This window comes from Marinobacter sp. L-13, from assembly GCF_056857715.1.
Map to the genome: position 1 here is coordinate 1 of NZ_JBSXNQ010000056.1, position 19090 is coordinate 19090.

General features: G+C 49.2%; 15 protein-coding genes and 1 pseudogene. 12 read left to right on the top strand and 4 right to left on the bottom strand.

Going from position 1 to position 19090, the window contains the following annotated elements; genetic code table 11:
• The 3 genes and pseudogenes from AC13DD_RS11920 to AC13DD_RS11930 form a co-directional block, all read left to right on the top strand.
• Positions 1-115 (top strand): annotated as a pseudogene (locus AC13DD_RS11920) (IS630 family transposase); the annotation flags it as partial.
• Between the two features lie 84 nt (positions 116-199).
• A complete protein-coding gene (locus AC13DD_RS11925; protein ID WP_482931216.1) occupies positions 200-1297 on the top strand; it encodes a site-specific integrase in 1098 nt (365 codons plus the stop codon).
• Positions 1281-1691, top strand: a complete 411-nt coding sequence (locus tag AC13DD_RS11930) for a hypothetical protein (RefSeq protein WP_008169873.1) — start codon at positions 1281-1283, stop codon at positions 1689-1691. The genes AC13DD_RS11925 and AC13DD_RS11930 overlap by 17 nt, the downstream gene beginning before the upstream one ends.
• 364 nt (positions 1692-2055) lie before the next feature.
• Here AC13DD_RS11930 and AC13DD_RS11935 read toward each other — a convergent pair whose 3' ends face one another.
• The 4 genes from AC13DD_RS11935 to AC13DD_RS11950 form a co-directional block, all read right to left on the bottom strand.
• The gene (locus AC13DD_RS11935) at positions 2056-2832 is read right to left on the bottom strand and encodes a LuxR C-terminal-related transcriptional regulator (RefSeq protein ID WP_083231811.1); all 777 of its coding nucleotides are present in this window, start codon (positions 2830-2832) and stop codon (positions 2056-2058) included.
• 251 nt (positions 2833-3083) lie between these two features.
• The gene (locus AC13DD_RS11940; RefSeq protein WP_482931217.1) at positions 3084-4598 is read right to left on the bottom strand and encodes an aldehyde dehydrogenase family protein; all 1515 of its coding nucleotides are present in this window, start codon (positions 4596-4598) and stop codon (positions 3084-3086) included.
• A gap of 14 nt (positions 4599-4612) precedes the next feature.
• Entirely contained in the window at positions 4613-6724 is a 2112-nt protein-coding gene (locus AC13DD_RS11945) for a PQQ-dependent dehydrogenase, methanol/ethanol family (RefSeq protein ID WP_449287807.1), read from the bottom strand.
• A gap of 39 nt (positions 6725-6763) precedes the next feature.
• Positions 6764-7687 (bottom strand): transporter, encoded by a 924-nt coding sequence (locus AC13DD_RS11950; protein WP_449287806.1) that lies wholly within the window; start codon positions 7685-7687, stop codon positions 6764-6766.
• A 209-nt stretch (positions 7688-7896) separates the two neighbouring features.
• On the opposite strand from AC13DD_RS11950, the gene AC13DD_RS11955 reads away from it, so the two are divergent.
• From AC13DD_RS11955 to argH, 9 genes are all read left to right on the top strand, one after another.
• On the top strand, positions 7897-9813 hold the full coding sequence (locus tag AC13DD_RS11955; protein ID WP_449287805.1) for a sigma-54-dependent Fis family transcriptional regulator: 1917 nt from the start codon (positions 7897-7899) through the stop codon (positions 9811-9813).
• 211 nt (positions 9814-10024) lie between these two features.
• Complete coding sequence (locus AC13DD_RS11960) at positions 10025-10639, top strand: tyrosine-type recombinase/integrase (protein ID WP_138437831.1); 615 nt, start codon at positions 10025-10027, stop codon at positions 10637-10639.
• A gap of 875 nt (positions 10640-11514) precedes the next feature.
• On the top strand, positions 11515-11802 hold the full coding sequence (locus AC13DD_RS11965; protein ID WP_421911538.1) for a hypothetical protein: 288 nt from the start codon (positions 11515-11517) through the stop codon (positions 11800-11802).
• 404 nt (positions 11803-12206) lie between these two features.
• Complete coding sequence (locus AC13DD_RS11970) at positions 12207-12848, top strand: hypothetical protein (RefSeq protein ID WP_449287804.1); 642 nt, start codon at positions 12207-12209, stop codon at positions 12846-12848.
• Between the two features lie 79 nt (positions 12849-12927).
• The gene (locus AC13DD_RS11975) at positions 12928-13881 is read left to right on the top strand and encodes an HNH endonuclease (protein ID WP_449287803.1); all 954 of its coding nucleotides are present in this window, start codon (positions 12928-12930) and stop codon (positions 13879-13881) included.
• 97 nt (positions 13882-13978) lie between these two features.
• Positions 13979-14758, top strand: a complete 780-nt coding sequence (locus AC13DD_RS11980; RefSeq protein ID WP_449287802.1) for a hypothetical protein — start codon at positions 13979-13981, stop codon at positions 14756-14758.
• A gap of 84 nt (positions 14759-14842) precedes the next feature.
• Positions 14843-15700, top strand: coding sequence for a restriction endonuclease (locus tag AC13DD_RS11985; RefSeq protein ID WP_449287801.1), 858 nt, complete (start codon positions 14843-14845; stop codon positions 15698-15700).
• Positions 15701-15799: 99 nt separating this feature from the next.
• Complete coding sequence (locus AC13DD_RS11990; protein WP_449287800.1) at positions 15800-17344, top strand: HNH endonuclease; 1545 nt, start codon at positions 15800-15802, stop codon at positions 17342-17344.
• A 319-nt stretch (positions 17345-17663) separates the two neighbouring features.
• Positions 17664-19073, top strand: coding sequence for an argininosuccinate lyase (gene argH / locus AC13DD_RS11995; protein ID WP_482931218.1), 1410 nt, complete (start codon positions 17664-17666; stop codon positions 19071-19073).
• The last annotated feature ends 17 nt before the right edge of the window (positions 19074-19090 follow it).

Sequence of the window (19090 nt, forward strand, 5' to 3'; positions counted from 1 at the left end):
CTTTATCCAAACTCATAATGAGAAACTGGCAAAGCCGTTCCGCTGGCACAAGAGTGCAGAATCGATTATGACTTCAGTGACGCGAGCAAAGCTGAGTGTTATTGATAATAAATAAACGGATTACCCAGACGGGACACTAGCTGACTTCCAACCCTGTTCTAAAAACCATAACGATCAATGGGAGGAGCGGGTCGAGTTTTTGAAAACCCGAGGTTGGGATCAGGGGCTAGGTGCACTGGGTACGACACTGCGCGACCTGCGTGACGGTTGTTTCGTGATCATTCTGGCGACGACCGGTATCCGGGCCCATGAACTCGGAAACATCCGGAGGGATCAGTGGTACAGCGAAGTTCGAGATGGCGAGCGGTTCTACTTCCTCGGCTCACGTTCGGACAAAACTCATGCGGGCGAAACATCATGGCTGTGCCCGGAGATTGCGATTGAGGCGGTAAAGGTGCTGGAGCGGCTGGTAGAGCCCTTGCAGGCTGAACTTGAGCAGGCGCTGAAAGAAGCCAAAGTAGTGGGAGACCTGAACAAAGTGACTTGTCTTGAAAAGTGCTCAGGTTGCATCGGTCTGACCAAGTTAACGCAAAAGAGAAACAGTATTTCTCTGCTGAGTGGCCTCGCTCTGCACCGAAGGCTCGGGAAGTTTGCGAAGGACCTCGGGATAGATTGGAAGCTTGCTTCACACCAATTCCGGCGTACTTTTGCTAACTACGTGGTGCATCACAAGCTGGGTGACTTGCGGTATCTGCGAGATCACTTCAAGCACTGGAGCCTGGATATGACCATCCTGTATGCAATGAACGAGGCGCAGGATCTGGAGCTCTATGACGAAATCTACGCCGCTTTTGACGGCAAACGTCAGGCGATTGTCGGTCATTGGTTGGAGCCTGATACTCGGCTTTCCGGTGGCATGGCCGGCCATATCCGCCAAATGCGAAGCCGCTCGGAAGAAGTCCGTACCTATAAAGATCGGAAAGAGATGATTGAGGCCATCAGCGAGCTGGTGTACCTGCGGTCCACCGGCATCGCCTGGTGTACCAACGATACCGGCGTGGACTGTGCAGGCGGCCAATGCGAGGATTGCGAGCACGGTTGTATTGACGATAGCCAAAAGCCGTTCTGGGAAGGACTTTACCTGCAACAGATTGAGCTTCGACAGATCGATGATCTGGATGACTCGGGATCAAAGACGGTCGAGCGCACCATGGAACGCTGCGAGAGGGTGTTGACCGATCTCGGCGTGGACATCAACCGTCTCAAGGAGCAACTGACCGATGTCGACGTCATCTGAATCCGAGACCCACAAGCGTATTCGGCTGGCCATTGTTCGATTGGAAAAAGGCCAGCCTAAGGTCGTTGAGAAGGGCAGGAAAGTCTCGGTGGCCGCTGTTGCCGAAGAGGCCGGAGTCAGTCGTGCCTTGATCCACAAAGACTACCCAGACATGCTGGAACGCATCCGGGGCAATTCCAACAAGGCGATCCAGAGACAGCGTGACGAGAAGCACGAGAAACTCAAGGAAGAGCGTTTCAAGAATCGTCAGTTACGGGAAAAAATCGTAGATTTGACCGAGCAGCGCAACGAACTTGCTTCGAAAAACGCGACTCTTGAACTCGAAAATCGCCGGCTCTCGGCAATCTTGGAAAGTAAAAACGTTAGAGTTTTTAGGGGGAAATCGGGTGAGTAGCGCTACGCAGATTTTGGCCAGAACCTTTTTCTCCCGCTTCTAAACAAAAGCGGACATTCAGAAACGACCGAATTGAACAATAAAGCGGACCTTTTCTTCGGCCGCGTGACCTGGTTGCCTTCCCCCCCACGAGTCACCGAAAGACCCTCCGACATTGGAATGTTTGGCAAAACACAACCGTGCGGAGAACCCTAATCCGCGGTGCAACTAAAACAGGGATGTTTACATAAGCTCCGAATGTTCCTGACATTCGTTCCGAAAACTGTCAGTTGGAACTCTCTCAGCACCCACCGGCTGATTTGATTTTTCAGTCAGTTTTCGACTCCGGCCCCGTTTTAGGTTTGCCCTGAAGCGAAACACCCGGCTATTTGCGCATTCGGGAAACTAGGTCGAGACAACTCGCTGCAAGGATCGCCTGCGCGCGGTTCTGAACATTTAGCTTACGTAAAACAGCCGAAACATGAGCCTTCACGGTCGTTTCGGCCAGGTGTAAGTTGTACGCAATCTGTTTGTTGGACTCTCCAAGTGTTATTCTCTCTAAAACTATCAACTGGCGCTTTGTTAAAGATTGAAACTGGCTGCGATCTATCTCTGCTTCTGATCCGGCCCGGCCAGCAGCAAGACCATTACCACTTTCGAATTCGTCAGAGCCTGCACAAATGCAAATCTTGCCATCCAAAACCTGTCGAATAGCGTCGACAATTTCATTTTTTGATGCATTTTTCGCTACGACTCCCATGGCCCCCCGGCCAATCGCCTGAGAAGTGATATACCTATTTACTCTAACCGACATAACTATGATGGGTAGCGAAGGTGCGATCTCATTTAAGCTAGCGAGACCGCCAAGCCCCTGCATTTCCGGCATGTCGAGATCGAAGAAGATGAGACCAAGGCTGCCATGCTCACTCACGATTTCCATGGCATCTTTCAAGCTGGATACCTCGAAGACATGTTCACAAAGATGATTTACTAAAATAATGTCGCGTATGGCGTCGCGAAAAAGCGGCTGATGATCAGCAATCATGACCTTGGGCAATCGCGCCATTTCAACTTCGTCCTGCCCAATGTCAGGAACTGGAAGCGAGTGCAGCGTAGCTTGGCTCTTTGCCAAGCTTCTGAAGTTATTGGCTTCTTTTAGCATTTGTTATTCCTCGCCAAACTGTACATACATTGACCGGTGCTCCGCCCGCACTCCTCGCCGCATGGATTGACTATTTCGAGCGGCATCGCGCAAGGAGCCTTAAAGCAGACCTGCGTCATTCTCTTCATCCCCATATCGGTGAAGCTTTGTGGCTCACCTGTGAGGAAGGTGTTATTCGACTCTCGGAAATTGAATGGTTGACCTATCTAGGCTAAACCCCTGCTTCTCAGAGCTGGGGTTTAGCATTCGTCCTAGAGGGCAATGACAACCGACTTTGTTTCAAGATATGAATCGAGTGACTGTTTACCCATATCACGTCCAACCCCGGAGAGTTTATAGCCCCCGAATGGGATGTTTGCATCAAGCATGTTGTGCCCGTTTACCCACACAGTGCCTGCCTTTAATTTCGGGATTAAGCGTTGCACTTGAGAAAGATTGTTTGACCAGATACTCGCTGCCAGGCCATAGCGACTATCATTGGCCCGGTCTACGACATCCTCGATATCATCAAACGGGATGACCACCAGAACGGGACCAAAGATCTCGTCTTTGGCTATGACCATAGAGTCGTCTTCGGTCGCAAATATGGTGGGCTTGACGTAATAACCTTTGCGGTCAGCACGTTCGCCACCGGTAACCAGGCGGGCACCTTCCTGGCGGCCCGTCTCAATGTAGCGACAGACCCGGTCTAGCTGAACCCTGGACACGAGTGGTCCCATTTGCGCAGCTGGATCCAGGCCAGGCCCCAGGGGGATTGCCTCTGCTAACTCGGCGAGCCGATCCAGGACCTTGTCAGAAATGCTTCGGTGAACGTAAAGTCGCGAGCCTGCACTGCAGGTTTGTCCATGGTTGAAAAAGATTGCTGCCGCTGCCCCTTGCGCAGCCTTCTCCGGATCACAGTCAGCCAGGACAATCATTGGAGACTTGCCCCCCAGCTCTAAGGTAACTCGCGCCATATTATCCATCGCAGCACGGCCTATGATCTGACCCACCTCAGTGGATCCCGTAAAACTAATCTTGTTGATGTCAGGATGAGTTATCAGTGCCGACCCAGTGCTCTGGCCCTCGCCAGTAATGATATTGACAACCCCGTCAGGAAAATTTGCCTCTCCGATCAGCTCGCCCAGATAGAGGGCAGAAAGGGAAGTTTGTTCCGCAGGCTTCAACACAACCGTGCAACCCGCTGCAAGTGCCGGAGCCAGCTTCCAGCAGGCCATCAGAAAAGGAAAGTTCCACGGTATGATTGCGGCAACAACACCGACGGGTTCGCGTCGGGTATATGCAGAAAAGTCAGAGTCAGCCGGGGCAAAGGGCATGGACACATCAAGAGTCGAGCCCTCAATTTTTGTTGCCCACCCGGCCATGTAGCGAAAGAATTCCAGACCCAGGCTTATGTCAACAGCTTCGGCAATAGCAGCAGACTTGCCGTTGTCGATAGCTTCCAGCTCAGCAATGATTCTGGCATCTCGCTCAATCAGATCTGCAAGTTTGAGAAGCATGTTCTGACGGGCGGAGGGTCTCATTCGGCCCCAGTCATCACCATTGAACGCACTTTTTGCACAGCTAACGGCTTTGTTAACGTCATCAGGATGTGCAAGGGGTATGCTTCCTATAACCGTTTCTTCAGCTGGGTTTTCTACCTCTATACTTTTGTTTTCCAGAGCATCAACCCATTGTCCGCCTATCAGCATACGGTGATTTTGACGAGCCAGGAACGCCCGGGTTTTATTCTCTAAATCATGTGGATGTTTTGTGAACGTATTCATTGGTTTCCCTCAAATCACTGACTTTTCGGACGGATAGCATCTGCAGTACCCTGAATAAACGCTTTTATTTTCTCGACATCTATCTCATTCAGCGTTTCGGTAAAATCAGGCATGCCACGGGAAACGAATGGACCGTGAAACAGGAAGGCGTCCAGGTTTTCAATAACTGATTTCTTTGAGTAGCCCAGGTTTGGAATATTACCGCCCTTGTCTACACCAGGAACACCATGACAGAACACGCAATTACTGACGTAGAGAGCCGTGCCTTCTCCAATAAAGTCGGGATTATAGTCAACGCCGGAAACCAGTGAGTTCAGCTGATACTTGGTGAACTCAGGCATCTCGGCATCACCGTTCAGGACAAACGTATAAACAGTACCGGCGGTCTTGAGGTCGGAGGCTCTCTGGGATTGTCCAAAAACTCCGCCCCAGCCCGCGGCAATAGAAACATACTGAGTGCCGTCTATTTCATAAGTGATGGGCGCTGCAATGACGCCGGTACCCATTGGGGATTCCCATAGGGGGTCACCCGTTCGCGCGTTGAATGCCATAAAGCGAGCGTCTGCGGTTCCCTGAAATACCAGATTACCGGCCGTTGTCAGGGTTCCGCCGTTCCAGGGAGAGACATGTTCGTAACGCCATGCTTCCTGCTGCGTAACGGGATCCCAGGCTGTAAGTCGTCCGAACGGCTTGCTTGATGGTGCCGCCACGTTGAATTTGAAAGCGGTGTTCCAGCCTACGCCACTCATGGGTTGTCCTGGCTCATTGCTTTCTATGCTTTCCCAGGACGGGTCCTCAACCATTGTGATAGGGATGTGCTGAGTGGGGAAGTAAGCCAGGCCGGTTTGGTGGTTAAAAGACATTGAGTGCCAATTATGTCCCCCGAAAGGCCCCGGGATAATATCGAAGGGTTCGTCCATGGATCGTGCTTCAGGAACTTCTATTGGACGACCGTTGCTGTCGTATCCCGTGGCCCAGTTAACATCGACATAATTATCGGCCGATATGAATTCACCGTTTGTCCGGTCGAGAACAAAGAAGAAGCCGTTTTTGGGAGCTTGCATGATAACTTTGCGACGCTCTCCATCAATCATGAGCTCGCTGAGAATCAGGTCTTGCGTCGACGTGTAGTCCCAGTTATCCCCGGGCGTGGCTTGGTAATGCCACACGTACTCACCAGTGTCTGCATTGAGAGCAACGATTGAGGATAGATAGAGGTTATCCCCACCATTCGGGCTACGCTTCTTGTGTGACCATGGAGAGCCGTTGCCTGTGCCGATATACAAGAGATTCAGGTCCGGATCAAAAACGATGGAGTCCCATACAGTGCCACCTCCACCGGCCTCCCAGTATTTACCACTTGGGTCCCAGGTTTTTGCAGCCCGAGCCATGGCTTCGTTTTCAAACGGTTCGTTCGGATTTCCCGGCACGGTATACCAACGCCATTTCTGCGCCCCGGTTTTGGCGTCGTAAGCTGTGATGTAGCCCCTGACTCCAAATTCGGCCCCACCATTGCCTATGATCACGTTGCCGTTAACAACCCGAGGTGCACCGGTAATCGTGTAGCTCATGTCGTTGTCGGGCAGAGTATTCATTTCCCAGACTTTTTCGCCGGTTTTTGCATCAAGGGCGATCAATCGACCATCATAGGATGCAACGTAGACATTTCCGTAGTGCACTGCCACACCGCGGTTTACAACATCACAACAACCCCTTGAGCCTGCCTCACCAGGCACTTCAGGGTCGTAGGTCCAGAGTTTTTTGCCGGTTTTTGCATCAAGTGCATGTACGATGCTCCAAGAGGCAGAGACATACATCACGCCATCCACAACAAGTGGAGTGGCCTCGACTCCTCGGGTAGACCCGAGGTTGTAGGACCATGCAAGCCCGAGGTTTTCGACATTATCGGCCGAAATCTGTGAGAGAGGACTAAAGCGCGTCTCCGCATAATCAAAACCATGGGTTGGCCAGTCCTTGCCCGTTTTGGCATTTTCAATGATATAGCTTTGATTTACCTGATCAGCCGCAATAACAGTGCTGGCTCCGATTACTAAAAATGGAACTAATGCACTACTTGTTACTTTATTTGTGAAACGTTTTCTATAGTGACTATTAGTCAGTTTCATTATTATATCCTTTTGTTGTTATTGCTCTTTTATGGGGTTTTAAAATGCTTTTAGAATACGAAAGTTGAGTCGATGTTGCTCTTTGAATCCATTTTCTACGGACAAATCTCTTCCATAATTTGCGATTAGTTGCAGCCCCGGATTCGCGAACCATGCCGTACCGATTGTCATCTTCGTGGTCGCAAGGTCATTGTCCTGATTAACATCGTTTATCTGTGTTTCACCACCGAACGAATGAGAAATGCCGGTGCGAAGGTCCAATTGCGGCGTTACGTTATAACGCAGGAAGCCCTGGAACTGATACAAGGGGTCCTGTTCCAAAGTGGCCTTGGAGGCACCGAGTTCGTCATTCTTGCCGAAAAAAGTGACGTCACCAACCAGGTCTAATGAGATGTTAGAAGTGAGACCAGTTATGTAACCCGCCTGTAATGTATGTTTCCACCGGTTTTCGCCAAGATTTAATGTGTCATTTCGATCGTAACTCCCTACCGGAACATACAGGAACGGAGTAATGCCGAAATAGGTGTTACTTTCGGGCTCGTTTACCAGCCAAACTGTCGCCGCAAGTATCAGGTCGCCGATGCCACTTGTGTCACCAAGGGAAGAGGTATCGTCTTTTCCTTCCACCTTGCCAAATGGGAGGAGAAATTGAGGGTCTACTGTGTAACCGCCAATTTCAGTGAAATGCACCCCACGCAGGATTCCTACCTGTGAGTCTAATCCAGCATTAATGGGCGCTTTGTCGCCATCCGAATAGAGTGAATCTGCAGTGGCGTATTGATAGTAGACCATTCCAAGATTGGTTCCGGCGGGCAGTGCCGTGTAATCCCCGGCATCAACGTCAATAGCTACTGCATTACCGGAAGTCAGCAACATGGTGGTTAATCCAACAGAAGCGACGCTGAAATTCCCCTTTCTGGAACCGAGAAAACTTTTTTGCTTATAGTTTGATACAGATGACATAGTGCAGCCTCTTATTAGTTTTGTTGGTATTGCACTCGACGTGAAGCAATCAATATGCCAGATCGATTGATCCTTAGGAAATTATTATGAAACAATTGCTTATGCGGCTTTATAGCATCTATGTTTTAGTTTTTGGAAAAAAGTGGATCGTTTCAATACACTAAAATTGGATGGTTGAATAAAAAAAATACAGAGTGGTGGGTGTCCTTATGCATAAAAAGATCGTTGATCCGAACACTCAGGTCCAGCAAGCCCGTGAGTTGTTTGACGAAGGGCGTGTTGTACCGTCCCAGTGGGTGCGGGATGAGGTTTTGCGCTCTTGGTTAAGGTGCAGAAAACATGGCGTGTCCCCCTCTGATCAGTTCTTACTCGAGGCAGCGCAATTCGACCAGTTTTCTCATATCCGCAATCAACATCAGCGTCTCATGACATTTGCCGAGCCTGAAATGCATCGGTTGTTTCGTGCAATCAGTTCTGCAGGTTGGGTTTTGGCCTGTGTGGAAAGAGAAGGCCGCAGCATTAAATATTTCGGCAATGACAGTCCCTGCTACGAATTGCTGGGAGCCGCTTTGAATCCTGGTGTGGACCTTTCAGAGGATATAGCTGGAACCAATGCCCCCGGTTGCGCTTTGATAGAAGGCAGGCCTTCGCTTGTGTGTGGAAGTGAGCATTTCTTGCATTCTTTCCGCGATCTATCCTGCGTGGCAGTGCCCATTTTTGACCCTGCAGGGTCGCTGGTCGGGGCTTTGAATGCTTCAAAACCTTATGATGGCCGACCGGTCGGGATTCTTGAAGCAGTTGCGCTCGCAACTCGGTCTGTTGAGAATCGAATGGTCGACGATTTGCGTGGCGCCTTAGTCCTCGCGCTTCACTATCGTCCGGAGCTTACGCAGTCACCTATGCGTGGTTTGATACATTTCGGCGAGGATGGTGAAGTTTTAGGTGCAAACCCCTCGGCCAGGCAGATGCTGGATATCGATTCTCTCGAGAAGATGCAGAGTCATGTCTGTTTCAAAGACTTGTTTTCATGCCGCGCTGCCGAGATTGAGGGATCACAACAAAGCCCTGTTGAGGTGGAATGTCACAATGGGGCAAGGCTTTTTCTTAAGGTTGAAAGTCTTCGGAAAGGGCTCGTGAGCGTCAAATCGACGCCACCGCAAAGACGGCCGGACATCAGTCAGTCTTTTTATGTGGGCGAGCCAACAAAACCACTTTTTGACAAGGCGCATCGGGCCTTTCAGTTTGGAGTTCCGGTTCTGGTGACTGGGGAAACCGGAACAGGCAAAGAGGTTTTAGCGCGCTCGCTACATGCCAATGGGCCTTCTTCAAAAGGCGCGTTTGTTGCCGTGAACTGCTCGGCTATTCCTGCCGGCCTGATAGAATCAGAGTTGTTTGGCTATGCAGACGGCGCTTTTACTGGTGCCCGACGTGGGGGTGCCAAGGGGAAATTTGAGGAAGCGAACGGCGGTACGCTCTTCCTGGATGAAATAGGCGATATGCCGGTAGAATTTCAAGCACGGTTGTTACGTGTTTTGCAAGAACGCATTGTCACCAGGCTTGGAGAAGAGAAGTCTCGGCCCGTCTCGTTTTCTCTGGTCTGTGCGACACATCGGAACCTTGATGAGCTTATGGAGAGTGGGGACTTTCGGAGCGATCTTTACTACCGAATCAATGGCCTCAGGGTGCAGCTCCCAGCTCTGCGAGAGCGTGAAGACCTTGATGCTTTGATTGATCACTTGCTGGCCCTTATGTCACAGGAAGGATCCCCGCCAATACTGACAGCTGAGGCCCGTAATCTTTTAAGGCACCATTCTTGGAAAGGTAATATCAGGGAGCTCCAACAGGCTCTGAATCTTGGCCAGGCGCTTTCTACTCAGGGGGTTATCGATGTTGAGCACTTACCCGACGACATTAGGAGCCAAACTGGCGCTGCGGAGGTGGACGTTGGCGAGGGCGGCACACTCGCCGCCGCGGAGCGCCAAGCGGTGCGATGTGTGCTCGAGAAACACAATCACAACGTCAGTGCCGCGGCTCGAGAATTAGGAATAACACGAGCCACTCTCTATCGGAAAATTAAACATTTTGGCCTTCGAGGTAATTCGTGGACTAGCCCGAATTTCTCATGAGGGGATAAAACGCGCCGCTCTTTTCAGCGAGTAAGCGCCTGGGCATTACAGTTTGTCAGGTGTATCCGGCTTTTAGTTGTGGGGCATTAGCTTGGCTGTGCCGGTCGTTGTCCGCCCATTCTAAATGTCCGCTTTGCGACCAGGCTGGCCAGCAGGGAACAATTTTCTGAACCATACTTAAAGGCCCTTACCCTCCGAAGAGGGCCACGTCATGACGGTTCCTACCAGCAAAGCTCCCTGGAACAAAGGGAAGCTCGTCGGCCAGAAGCTACCGCTCAAACTCGAACAAATATGGGCTGTCCGTATTCGTCTAGAGATAGCGAAGAACATCCGCGAGCTGGCGATGTTTAACATGGCTATTGACTGCAAACTTCGATCCTGCGATCTGGTAAAGCTTTTGGTTCGAGATATTTCCAGAAACGGTGAGGTTCTGGATCGGGCGCAAGTCATCCAGCAGAAGACTAGTCAGCCTGTTCAGTTTGAGATAACCAAAAAGACTCGCGAATCGGTCGAAGCATGGATCGAGTTGCGCGGACTGTCGGGTATGGATTATTTGTGGCCGAGCCGGATGCGAAAGTATGACCATATCACCACTCATCAATACGCCCGTCTTGTCAAAAAGTGGATTACCAGCATTGGACTTGATCCTTCAGTCTACGCAACTCATTCAATGAGACGTAGCAAAGCGACATTGATCTACAAGAAGACCAAGAATCTTCGAGCCGTCCAGTTGCTGTTGGGACGCACAAATATGTCGAGCACCGTGCGGTACCTTGGTGTCGAGGTCGAGGATGCTCTGGAGATAGCTGAGAGTATTGAGATCTAGCTGCGTAACTTGTTTCCTTGGTCACTGTGGATGCCGCAGACGCTGCCAGCCCCGGTCGATGATCACCCTCGGGTTTCGATCAGGCTTCTCCAGTCGTTAAACAAAAGCGAACATTCGCAGCGCCTCATATTCTTGGTGTTTTCTGCCCCAGTTGAGCGCTTGGTCGTTTCTCAAGAACCCGGCAAACGATCAAATGGACTAACTGTTCCAGCTCGTCGATCGCCAATAATGTGGGTCTAGATTTCAGCCTTTAGATTATCGCTGTGGCCGAGGATGCCTGAAACGCTCTGCTATCACTTCCCGATCTAGGCAGCTCAGTGGTAAAAGCGTGGCGGAAAAGGATGTCCCGCCACCTGTTTGATGATTCCGCTCGCGTTCACGACCTGCCTCAATTGCAGCGCGTATGTTGAACGATGAAGGTGATATCGGCAAACATAGCGTGTAATGGGGTAAATGCATCGTGTTTAAGATGGGAATAGATACTGTCAACCAAAGTCTTTCATGATCGGTCCGTACTTCTTATGCAGAGAAGTCAGAGCCGAAGTGAGCCCAAATCCATCGGCCAGGTCGGACTCATGTACTACTCGTGAATGGGCAATTTGCCGCTCCATGTCCTCTCTCAAGTTGCCTCGCATAAGTGTATGGTGATCTTTTCGGCCCTTACCTGGACTTGCCCCGGTCCACTAGATCGATCGGGGCAAGTCTATGTCCTTGCCAGAGCACCGGAGAGCTTCGGCCTTAAGCAGGGTGGCTTCAGAATCTGATAATCATGACTTTAACAACAGTGCACTGTCCCAATATGTATAACTGTACTACCTTTTACAACCTAGAGTAGTACGAAAAACTGGTCAATCGCGGTGTATTTGGAGGGAAAAATGGGACGTGCAAAGCATCACCAAATGGAGCAGGAAGGAAAAGTCGACCATGCACTCGCCCTCTGTGTGCAAGTTGGTGCGGCAGAGGAGTGTGAGTTTCACCCGGGAACTTACTTAGATTCCATGGAGTTTTTTGACTACGAGGAACTGGCTGACAAGATCGTTAATGAGGTTCCCGATGCGATGGACGGGTTCAACAGTAGGGATGAACTTGTCGAATGTGTCGAAAGTGCTATGGGAATGGCTGGAGATGAATGCGGGTCTTGCGCCAGTTACAGAGACTCCTGACGGACAACAGATCTAAAAGCTTGGACATTCAGGTAAATATTGAAGAAACAGTGAGTGTCTTGTTTGGATTGGAAGTTTGGGTCTTCGCTTCACTTCAAGTGATGAAGGGGATGCTTATGGAAAATTCGTTCGTAACATCATGCGTTTGGTGCGGTGTGGCGTTTCTGCGCGGCCATGGTGGGACACTTCCAATCCAGCCGAGAGGTTATCAGTTGCGGAATATTTATCCTGCCAAGAGAAGCGCAGAGGGCTTCGAGTCCCCTGCCTCGCACCAACGTCTTTCGTGAACGAAGATTGCTTAACCTTTGCAAGCACGGCGACAGCTTTTCAATTGCAGCGGCGCCTCCATTCCAAAACCGTGCATGCTGCGGGCGTGATCCTTCTTTGGAGTTCTGAGCAAAATTATGAATTATATTTTGATAGGATTGCAGGTCTTGATTTTGCTTGGAATAGGCAGCCTTTTTCTGTTTAGGAAATACCTATTTTCGTACTCTTCGGAAAAAGGAAAGAACCTTGCAACAAAGGAAGATATAGGTGACATCACTCGAAAAGTTGAAGACGTAAAAACTGGATACATTACCGAGATTGAGCGTTTGAAAGTTGATCTTTCATTATTGTCGAGAAAAAACAACATCCTCCTTGATGAAAAAATACGTGTTTTCAAGCGGTTGCAAAAAAGACTGGTCGATTTTAAAAAATACTGTGAAGCAGCCTTAGGGTCATATGATGATCGAGGAGAGTTACATCCAAATTTGAATGTGCTGGCAGAAGGCATCGACAAAGCAGCTTTACAGCATATTACTGCTCTACATCAAATGGAGCAGGAGGACTTTATATTTCTCTCGAAGAAGTCGAGAAGCATTTTAGCTGAGTTGCATCATAATTGTTCCATGATGTGCAGTATGGAGCTTGCGGTGTTTGGTGAGGAGGCTGGTTCCAAGATGGCAAAAAGCACTATTCCAGTCTATGAATCAGCGATAAGAAATATAGACAGCTGCTTACAAAGCCTCTACGAGGAGCTGGAATTTCCGTCCAGCGGAGAATAGAAACGAGGCGCTGCTCGGAACAAAGCTACGCTGCGCTTCGGTTCGCCCCAGAGCGCGGCGTTAAAAATCAGGAAAAACTATGGCAAGACCTTCAATTCCAGCGGAGATTAGGAGAGCCGTTTTGGTCGAAGCCGGCCACCGTTGTGCTATTCCTCGATGTGGTGAAACAGAGCTTGATGTGCACCACATCGTTCCCTGGGAAGCTTGCAAAAACCATGAGTATTCAAACTTGATTGCGCTCTGTCCGATCTGCCATCGCAGAGCTCATAAAGGTGAGATTGATCGTAAGGCTTTGCTTCAATACAAAGCTGCACTCACCGCAGGTAGTGGGCCAGGAATGCAAGCGAATTTTGAGGCGCCAATTGTTGAGATTCGGCGGCGAATATTTGAAAGGAACACGGACGTGCCAGGTTTTACATTCCAGTTCGACTTTCCGGACTTTGAAGGTCTAGTACAACGCATTGTTTCTAAAAATGTAGAGGCGTGGGGATATGAGCTTTTGGCGGATTTCAGGCATCATCAGGAAACAGTCATGCCTGTTAAAGAAGAAGGCAATCCAGATACTGAGAGTTTTTATAAAGTCCCTAGTAGTTTGCGTGGCAGTTACCAAATAATTCGTAATGATGATGTGGTTATCAGTCTGGAGTACACACTAGATAGGTTTTTCACCGGCTCTGCGCACGGTGGCCGTAATACGCGCGTTCAGAATTTCTTGATCAGCCCTTTTCAACCTATAACCGCTAGGGATCTTCTCGCTGAAAACTCGTCGCTAGGTGACCTTTCAGAATTGGTTCGAAGCAGACTGCTATCGAATCGACAATATAGTGAAAATTGGGTTATCAAAGGCACCGAGCCGAAAGGCGATAATTTTTCCAACTTTGTTTTAGAAAAAAACGGTGTCCAGTTTATTTTTGATGAGTATCAAATTGACAGCTACGCCGCTGGAAGGCAAAAGCTTTGGATAGGTTATGACCAGTTTGCGGGTATTGGGAATCACTCATTGTTCTCGAAGCTAGCGGGCAATGATTTTTAACTAGGTGGTGCAGCGGAGCGGACCGCTTTTCGGCGCGGTGCGCCTCCAAAACGGCCGTCGATCCCAGGCGCTAGAAAACTACTGGACAGTGTTACAAATGAAAAACCACCTAGAATCTCAAGGCACCGGCCTGTTAATGGGGATAAACGCGTTCGAACCATACATCTATAAGATGCATCAAGATTTCGACGCTGGTGCATTTAAAGATTGGCCAACAGTGGTTCTCGCCACAACTTTGCAAGCATCCGCGGTTTCTTTATTCAAAGTATTGCCTCCTTTGGATAACCCATCGGAGATGTTAGATAAACGCTCTATTGCAAGTCTTGTGCGCAATCTCGTGGATACGCATGATGTGGTAGAGATGCTTGTCACATCAAACAGTGAAGAAGAGTGGACTCTTCACCGAGATATTCTTGGCCTATATATCAGCAGCAGAATCCATAAGGTACAAAATTTAATAACACCCGAAGAGGCTCAAAAATTATTTCCGCATACCAAAAGTTGGTACTGGAATCGAATTAGATCATCTTCGTTGTTCAACAAAAAAATGTCGCGGTTAAAAGACGGTGAACAAATTTTTTATAGAAGCCGCAGAGAGCGAGTTGAACTCGCTTGTGGCGGAAATACCGATTTTGTTCTTGCTGTTCTTACTGATCTATCTTCTTTCGTGCACTCCCTACCTGTACAACTATGGTTTGGTGACGAGAAAAAACTCTATAGCAATACCAAGAAAAACCAAGATATGGTTGCGGTCTGGCTGCGGGTTGCCAATTTCTACTTAGCCCGTAGCTTTGGAAAAATTATGGCGTGCGCGTCCTACAAAGTAAGCAAAGAAATGAATCAATTTACTAACCGTTTTCAGTCAGCCTTTGACTGAACGTGTTATGGCCGCGCGCAGGGAAGGTCGCTCCTATCTCGCCTTTCCGCTGAAAGCGTTAACTTTTTTAAAACTAGGTGAGAGATGGACTGGAAAGAATACGAAAAGGAGATTTTCGAGCATTTTAAGGGGCAGTACCCTGCTGCCGAAATCACGTTGGATGCTCGGAAAACAGGACTATATTCAAAGACTGAGCGCCAAATTGACATTTTGATTGAGCAGTATGTAGCGGGAAACCGAATCGTTATCGCTATTGACGGGAAATACCTAAATAAGAAGGTCGATGTTAAAGCAGTCGAAAGTTATATAGGCATGCTGGAGGACATTGGAGCCCACAAAGGGTTGCTAGTCTCGAAAGAGGGTTTTTCGGAGGCAGCATACAACAGAGCGCATTTCGGGCCTACCGAGATTGAATTAGACATCCTTAACTTCGAAGAACTTAAACGCTTCCAAGCGTATGGTGCGATCCCCTATGCTGGTGATTGCGGTGCTTTAATTCCTGCTCCATTTGGCTGGGTTGTCGACATTCAAACCACACCAGCTTGGCTGGCGACGCTCTATCAGCAAGGCCGCACGTTAGACGAAGCCATGAAAGATGCTGAATTCATGTACGTTCACTTTTGGAATCGACGAAAGGACGGCCATGATCTAGAGGATTTGCTGAAGCTTCAAAAGGAAAATCTGCTGAAAGTCGATCAGGAATGCGTGATTGATTTTATACCAACGATCAAACGAAAAGACGCAGAAACGAAGCTTCGGGTTGCTTATGTAAGTCAATATCCATCGCCAGAATACACGGGCTTTGTACAATTTACGGATTTTATTTTCTTCTGTGTCCTGTTCTCTCCAGAAAATAGGTTGAAAAGCAATATCCGGAAGTTAGAAAACATCATGGAAGCAGTGAAACCAATAAAAATTAAGCGTCATAAAGTTAACCAGTAGCTACAGTCAGACTAGTTTTCCGGCGCATTTGTGCCTCCAAATTGGCCGCTGCGCATAGCATTAAGCCCTTGTACTTTAAGATAGAACGGAGACAACTAATTGGGATTTCCAAGGAAGATTAAAGATCAAATACTTGCGGATACTGCAAGGCATTGTTGCGTCTGCCACCGGTATAAGGGCGTTAAAGTAGAAGTTCATCACATTGAGCAGGAGGCCTTGGGCGGCTCAAACAAATATGAAAATGCCATAGCGCTTTGTTTCGATTGCCATGCTGATGCTGGTCATTACAACCCTAAACACCCTAGAGGAACCAAGTTCTCACCTGGAGAACTGAAAAAAGCAAAGGCGCAGTGGTTAGAGATCGTACGCACGAACAACATCAAAGTGCCATCTGAGCCCGATTCTTTTTTATGTCAATATTTTGTTTGCGAAAATTATGAAAATCTTGAAGAAATAGCAAAAGGTGACCTTTCTAAATTTCCTGTCAACAAGCCTCTTTTGGTAAAAAATGAAATAATTCAATACCTTGAAAAAGTCATTCAAAATCATCCGGAATCATACAGGCATGCTAATGCGTGGGGTGAGCGCTATAAAAGCAAAAAGGACTATTTAGATCGGCATCCTGATGCTGTAGTGACAAAGGAAGGTCAGGATGAGTATTCATATTTTGAAGTTGTGAGAACCCCAACAATTGAGGAATTAAAAAAGTACTCTGAAAAAGATGGTTTGCTGAAGCTAATGCTAAAAGCTGGGATGCCCATTGATAATGTATCAGCCATTATTGGCTGCTATGAAAATGCATGCGGGGGAATCGAGTTTCAGGAAGAATACATATTTAGGAAGCTCTGGTGCTCTTTTGCAGCTATTACAAATATTTCTGACCAGCCCTTATCGTTAGATTCTATTGATGCACAGAATCAGGTTTATGATGGTTTTACTAAATTTGATCAGCCGGTCGATTCTCTTGAGAATATCCCCTTGCCAAAGATGCCTATACAGGCTGGAGCAACAGTATTATTCCCAATGGCTTTGTTGCTTCCGCCTCTACACTCACTATCGAGACAAAAATGGTCATCATCTAGCAGCGGGGGTTGGGAAGAACAGGTGCAGATAGTTTCGCACGGAAATATAACAGAAAATAATGTGAGTGAAGTTTATACGTTCGGCGGAAGAAAGCTTCCGGAAAAACTGCATTTTATAAAGAATGGAAATAGGATTTCTCAGGAGTTCCATACATTTGATTTATCAAATATGTATTCTATAGAGCGTCATTGGCAATGTGGGTCTTGTCCTCATCTATTCTTTGTTAGCGATAAGGTCGTATATGTTAAAGAACTCTTATCTCACTGCGAAAACAAGAAAGGTGAAGAAAGGTTTTTTGTTCCTGAAGATGTGCGGGCCGTAATAATTGCTGAGATAGAGGACGAGACTACAGAACTTCACTCCATTATGGTGGACAAGACTGTATATGCTTCCAACATAACTCTTGAAAAATCTCAGCACATTGAAATACCGGTTAGTGGGGGATCTAAAATAACAGTAACTGGCAAGTACATCCCCTATGGAAAATCTAATAGATTCATCCCTCAAGGAATTAAACGGAATGACCTCGTTGGCGAGTTTTTATTCCTGACGAAAGAATAGCCCAACAAGTCAAAGCACTCAGACGCAAACGCCGGCGGTGTTTGCGGCCTTATCGCACCATCTGAATGTCCGCTTTGCGACCTTTACGAACGATTTTAGGCTTTAGGAAAATTTTCCCCATGCCGAGTTCGAACAGCAACCACCCAAGATATGTTTGGCAACCCCCAGCCGTCCTACGATATTTAGCGCGATTCCAGAATCTTGAAGCGTTACAATGAGGACAAAATTACCCGAAAAATAGCAAAAAGTGTCACTTTTACAATTCCACGTGAAAACAGACGCTTAAGCAAAAGTTACATGTTACTATAGGACTAAAGCAATGACGGATCAGAAAAAGTCTGACCAGACCACAAGCTCTGAAAAACCCTGGGGCGGGCGCTTCAGTGAACCCACCGATGCCTTTGTTGAAAAATTTACTGCATCTGTGGGATTTGACCAGCGCCTGTACCATCACGACATCACCGGTTCCATTGCCCATGCCACCATGCTGGCCGAGGTTGGCGTGCTTACCGCCGACGAGCGGGACCAGATCATTGAGGGCCTGAAAGGCGTCAAGGCAGACATCGAGGCCGGCAACTTCCAGTGGTCGGTCAGCCTTGAAGACGTGCACATGAATATCGAGGCACGCCTGACTGACCGTATCGGCATCACCGGCAAGAAACTGCACACCGGTCGTAGCCGCAACGATCAGGTGGCTACGGATATCCGTCTGTACCTGCGGGACGAAATCGATGTCATCGCCGAGGAACTGAAACGCCTGCAAGCGGGCCTGCTGGACCTGGCCGAGCGCGAGGCGGAGACCATCATGCCCGGCTTCACCCATCTGCAAACCGCCCAGCCGGTCACCTTCGGGCACCACCTGCTGGCCTGGTACGAAATGCTGGTACGGGATGGCGAGCGCCTGCAGGATTGTCGCAAGCGGGTCAACGTGATGCCCCTGGGTGCCGCGGCCCTGGCGGGCACCACCTACCCCATCGATCGCGCGATGACCGCCAGGCTGCTGGGCTTTGATAGGCCCAGCGAGAACAGCCTGGACTCCGTCAGCGACCGGGACTTTGCCATTGAATTCTGTAGCTTTGGGGCGCTGCTGATGACGCATCTGTCCCGGTTCAGCGAGGAGCTGGTGCTCTGGACCTCCGCCCAGTTCGATTTCATTGATCTGCCGGATCGCTTCTGCACCGGCTCGTCCATCATGCCGCAGAAAAAGAATCCGGATGTGCCGGAGCTGGTGCGGGGCAAGACCGGTCGCGTCAACGGCCACCTGATAAGCCTGCTGACCCTGATGAAGAGCCAGCCGCTGGCCTACAACAAGGACAATCAGGAAGACAAGGAGCCCCTGTTCGATACCGTCGATACCATCAAGGGCTGCCTGAAAGCCTACGCTGACATGATTCCGGCCATTCGCTCCAAGGCCGACAACATGCGGGTGGCGGCCAAGCGCGGTTTCTCGACCGCCACCGATCTGGCGGATTACCTGGTCAAGAAAGGCGTGCCTTTCCGGGACGCCCACGAGATCGTGGGCAAGTCCGTGGCGTTCGGTGTGGCTGAAGGTCGTGACCTGTCTGATATGACCCTCGAAGAGCTGCAGCAGTTCTCCGATCATATCGGCGCCGATGTTTTCGATGTGCTGACCCTGGAAGGTTCGGTCCAGGCCCGTGATCATCTCGGTGGCACAGCGCCGGATCAGGTGCGTGCGGCGGTCGGTCGGGCCCGCAACCAGCTGGGTTGAGCCGGCGCACTCAGCGG

Coding starts and splice junctions, on each gene's coding strand:
- AC13DD_RS11965 (WP_421911538.1), top strand. CDS start 11,515: ATGGGACGTGCAAAGCATCACCAAATGGAGCAGGAAGGAAAAGTCGAC.
- AC13DD_RS11970 (WP_449287804.1), top strand. CDS start 12,207: ATGAATTATATTTTGATAGGATTGCAGGTCTTGATTTTGCTTGGAATA.
- AC13DD_RS11960 (WP_138437831.1), top strand. CDS start 10,025: ATGACGGTTCCTACCAGCAAAGCTCCCTGGAACAAAGGGAAGCTCGTC.
- AC13DD_RS11940 (WP_482931217.1), bottom strand. CDS start 4,598: ATGAATACGTTCACAAAACATCCACATGATTTAGAGAATAAAACCCGG.
- AC13DD_RS11930 (WP_008169873.1), top strand. CDS start 1,281: ATGTCGACGTCATCTGAATCCGAGACCCACAAGCGTATTCGGCTGGCC.
- AC13DD_RS11985 (WP_449287801.1), top strand. CDS start 14,843: ATGGACTGGAAAGAATACGAAAAGGAGATTTTCGAGCATTTTAAGGGG.
- AC13DD_RS11980 (WP_449287802.1), top strand. CDS start 13,979: ATGAAAAACCACCTAGAATCTCAAGGCACCGGCCTGTTAATGGGGATA.
- argH (WP_482931218.1), top strand. CDS start 17,664: ATGACGGATCAGAAAAAGTCTGACCAGACCACAAGCTCTGAAAAACCC.
- AC13DD_RS11975 (WP_449287803.1), top strand. CDS start 12,928: ATGGCAAGACCTTCAATTCCAGCGGAGATTAGGAGAGCCGTTTTGGTC.
- AC13DD_RS11945 (WP_449287807.1), bottom strand. CDS start 6,724: ATGAAACTGACTAATAGTCACTATAGAAAACGTTTCACAAATAAAGTA.
- AC13DD_RS11950 (WP_449287806.1), bottom strand. CDS start 7,687: ATGTCATCTGTATCAAACTATAAGCAAAAAAGTTTTCTCGGTTCCAGA.
- AC13DD_RS11955 (WP_449287805.1), top strand. CDS start 7,897: ATGCATAAAAAGATCGTTGATCCGAACACTCAGGTCCAGCAAGCCCGT.
- AC13DD_RS11935 (WP_083231811.1), bottom strand. CDS start 2,832: ATGCTAAAAGAAGCCAATAACTTCAGAAGCTTGGCAAAGAGCCAAGCT.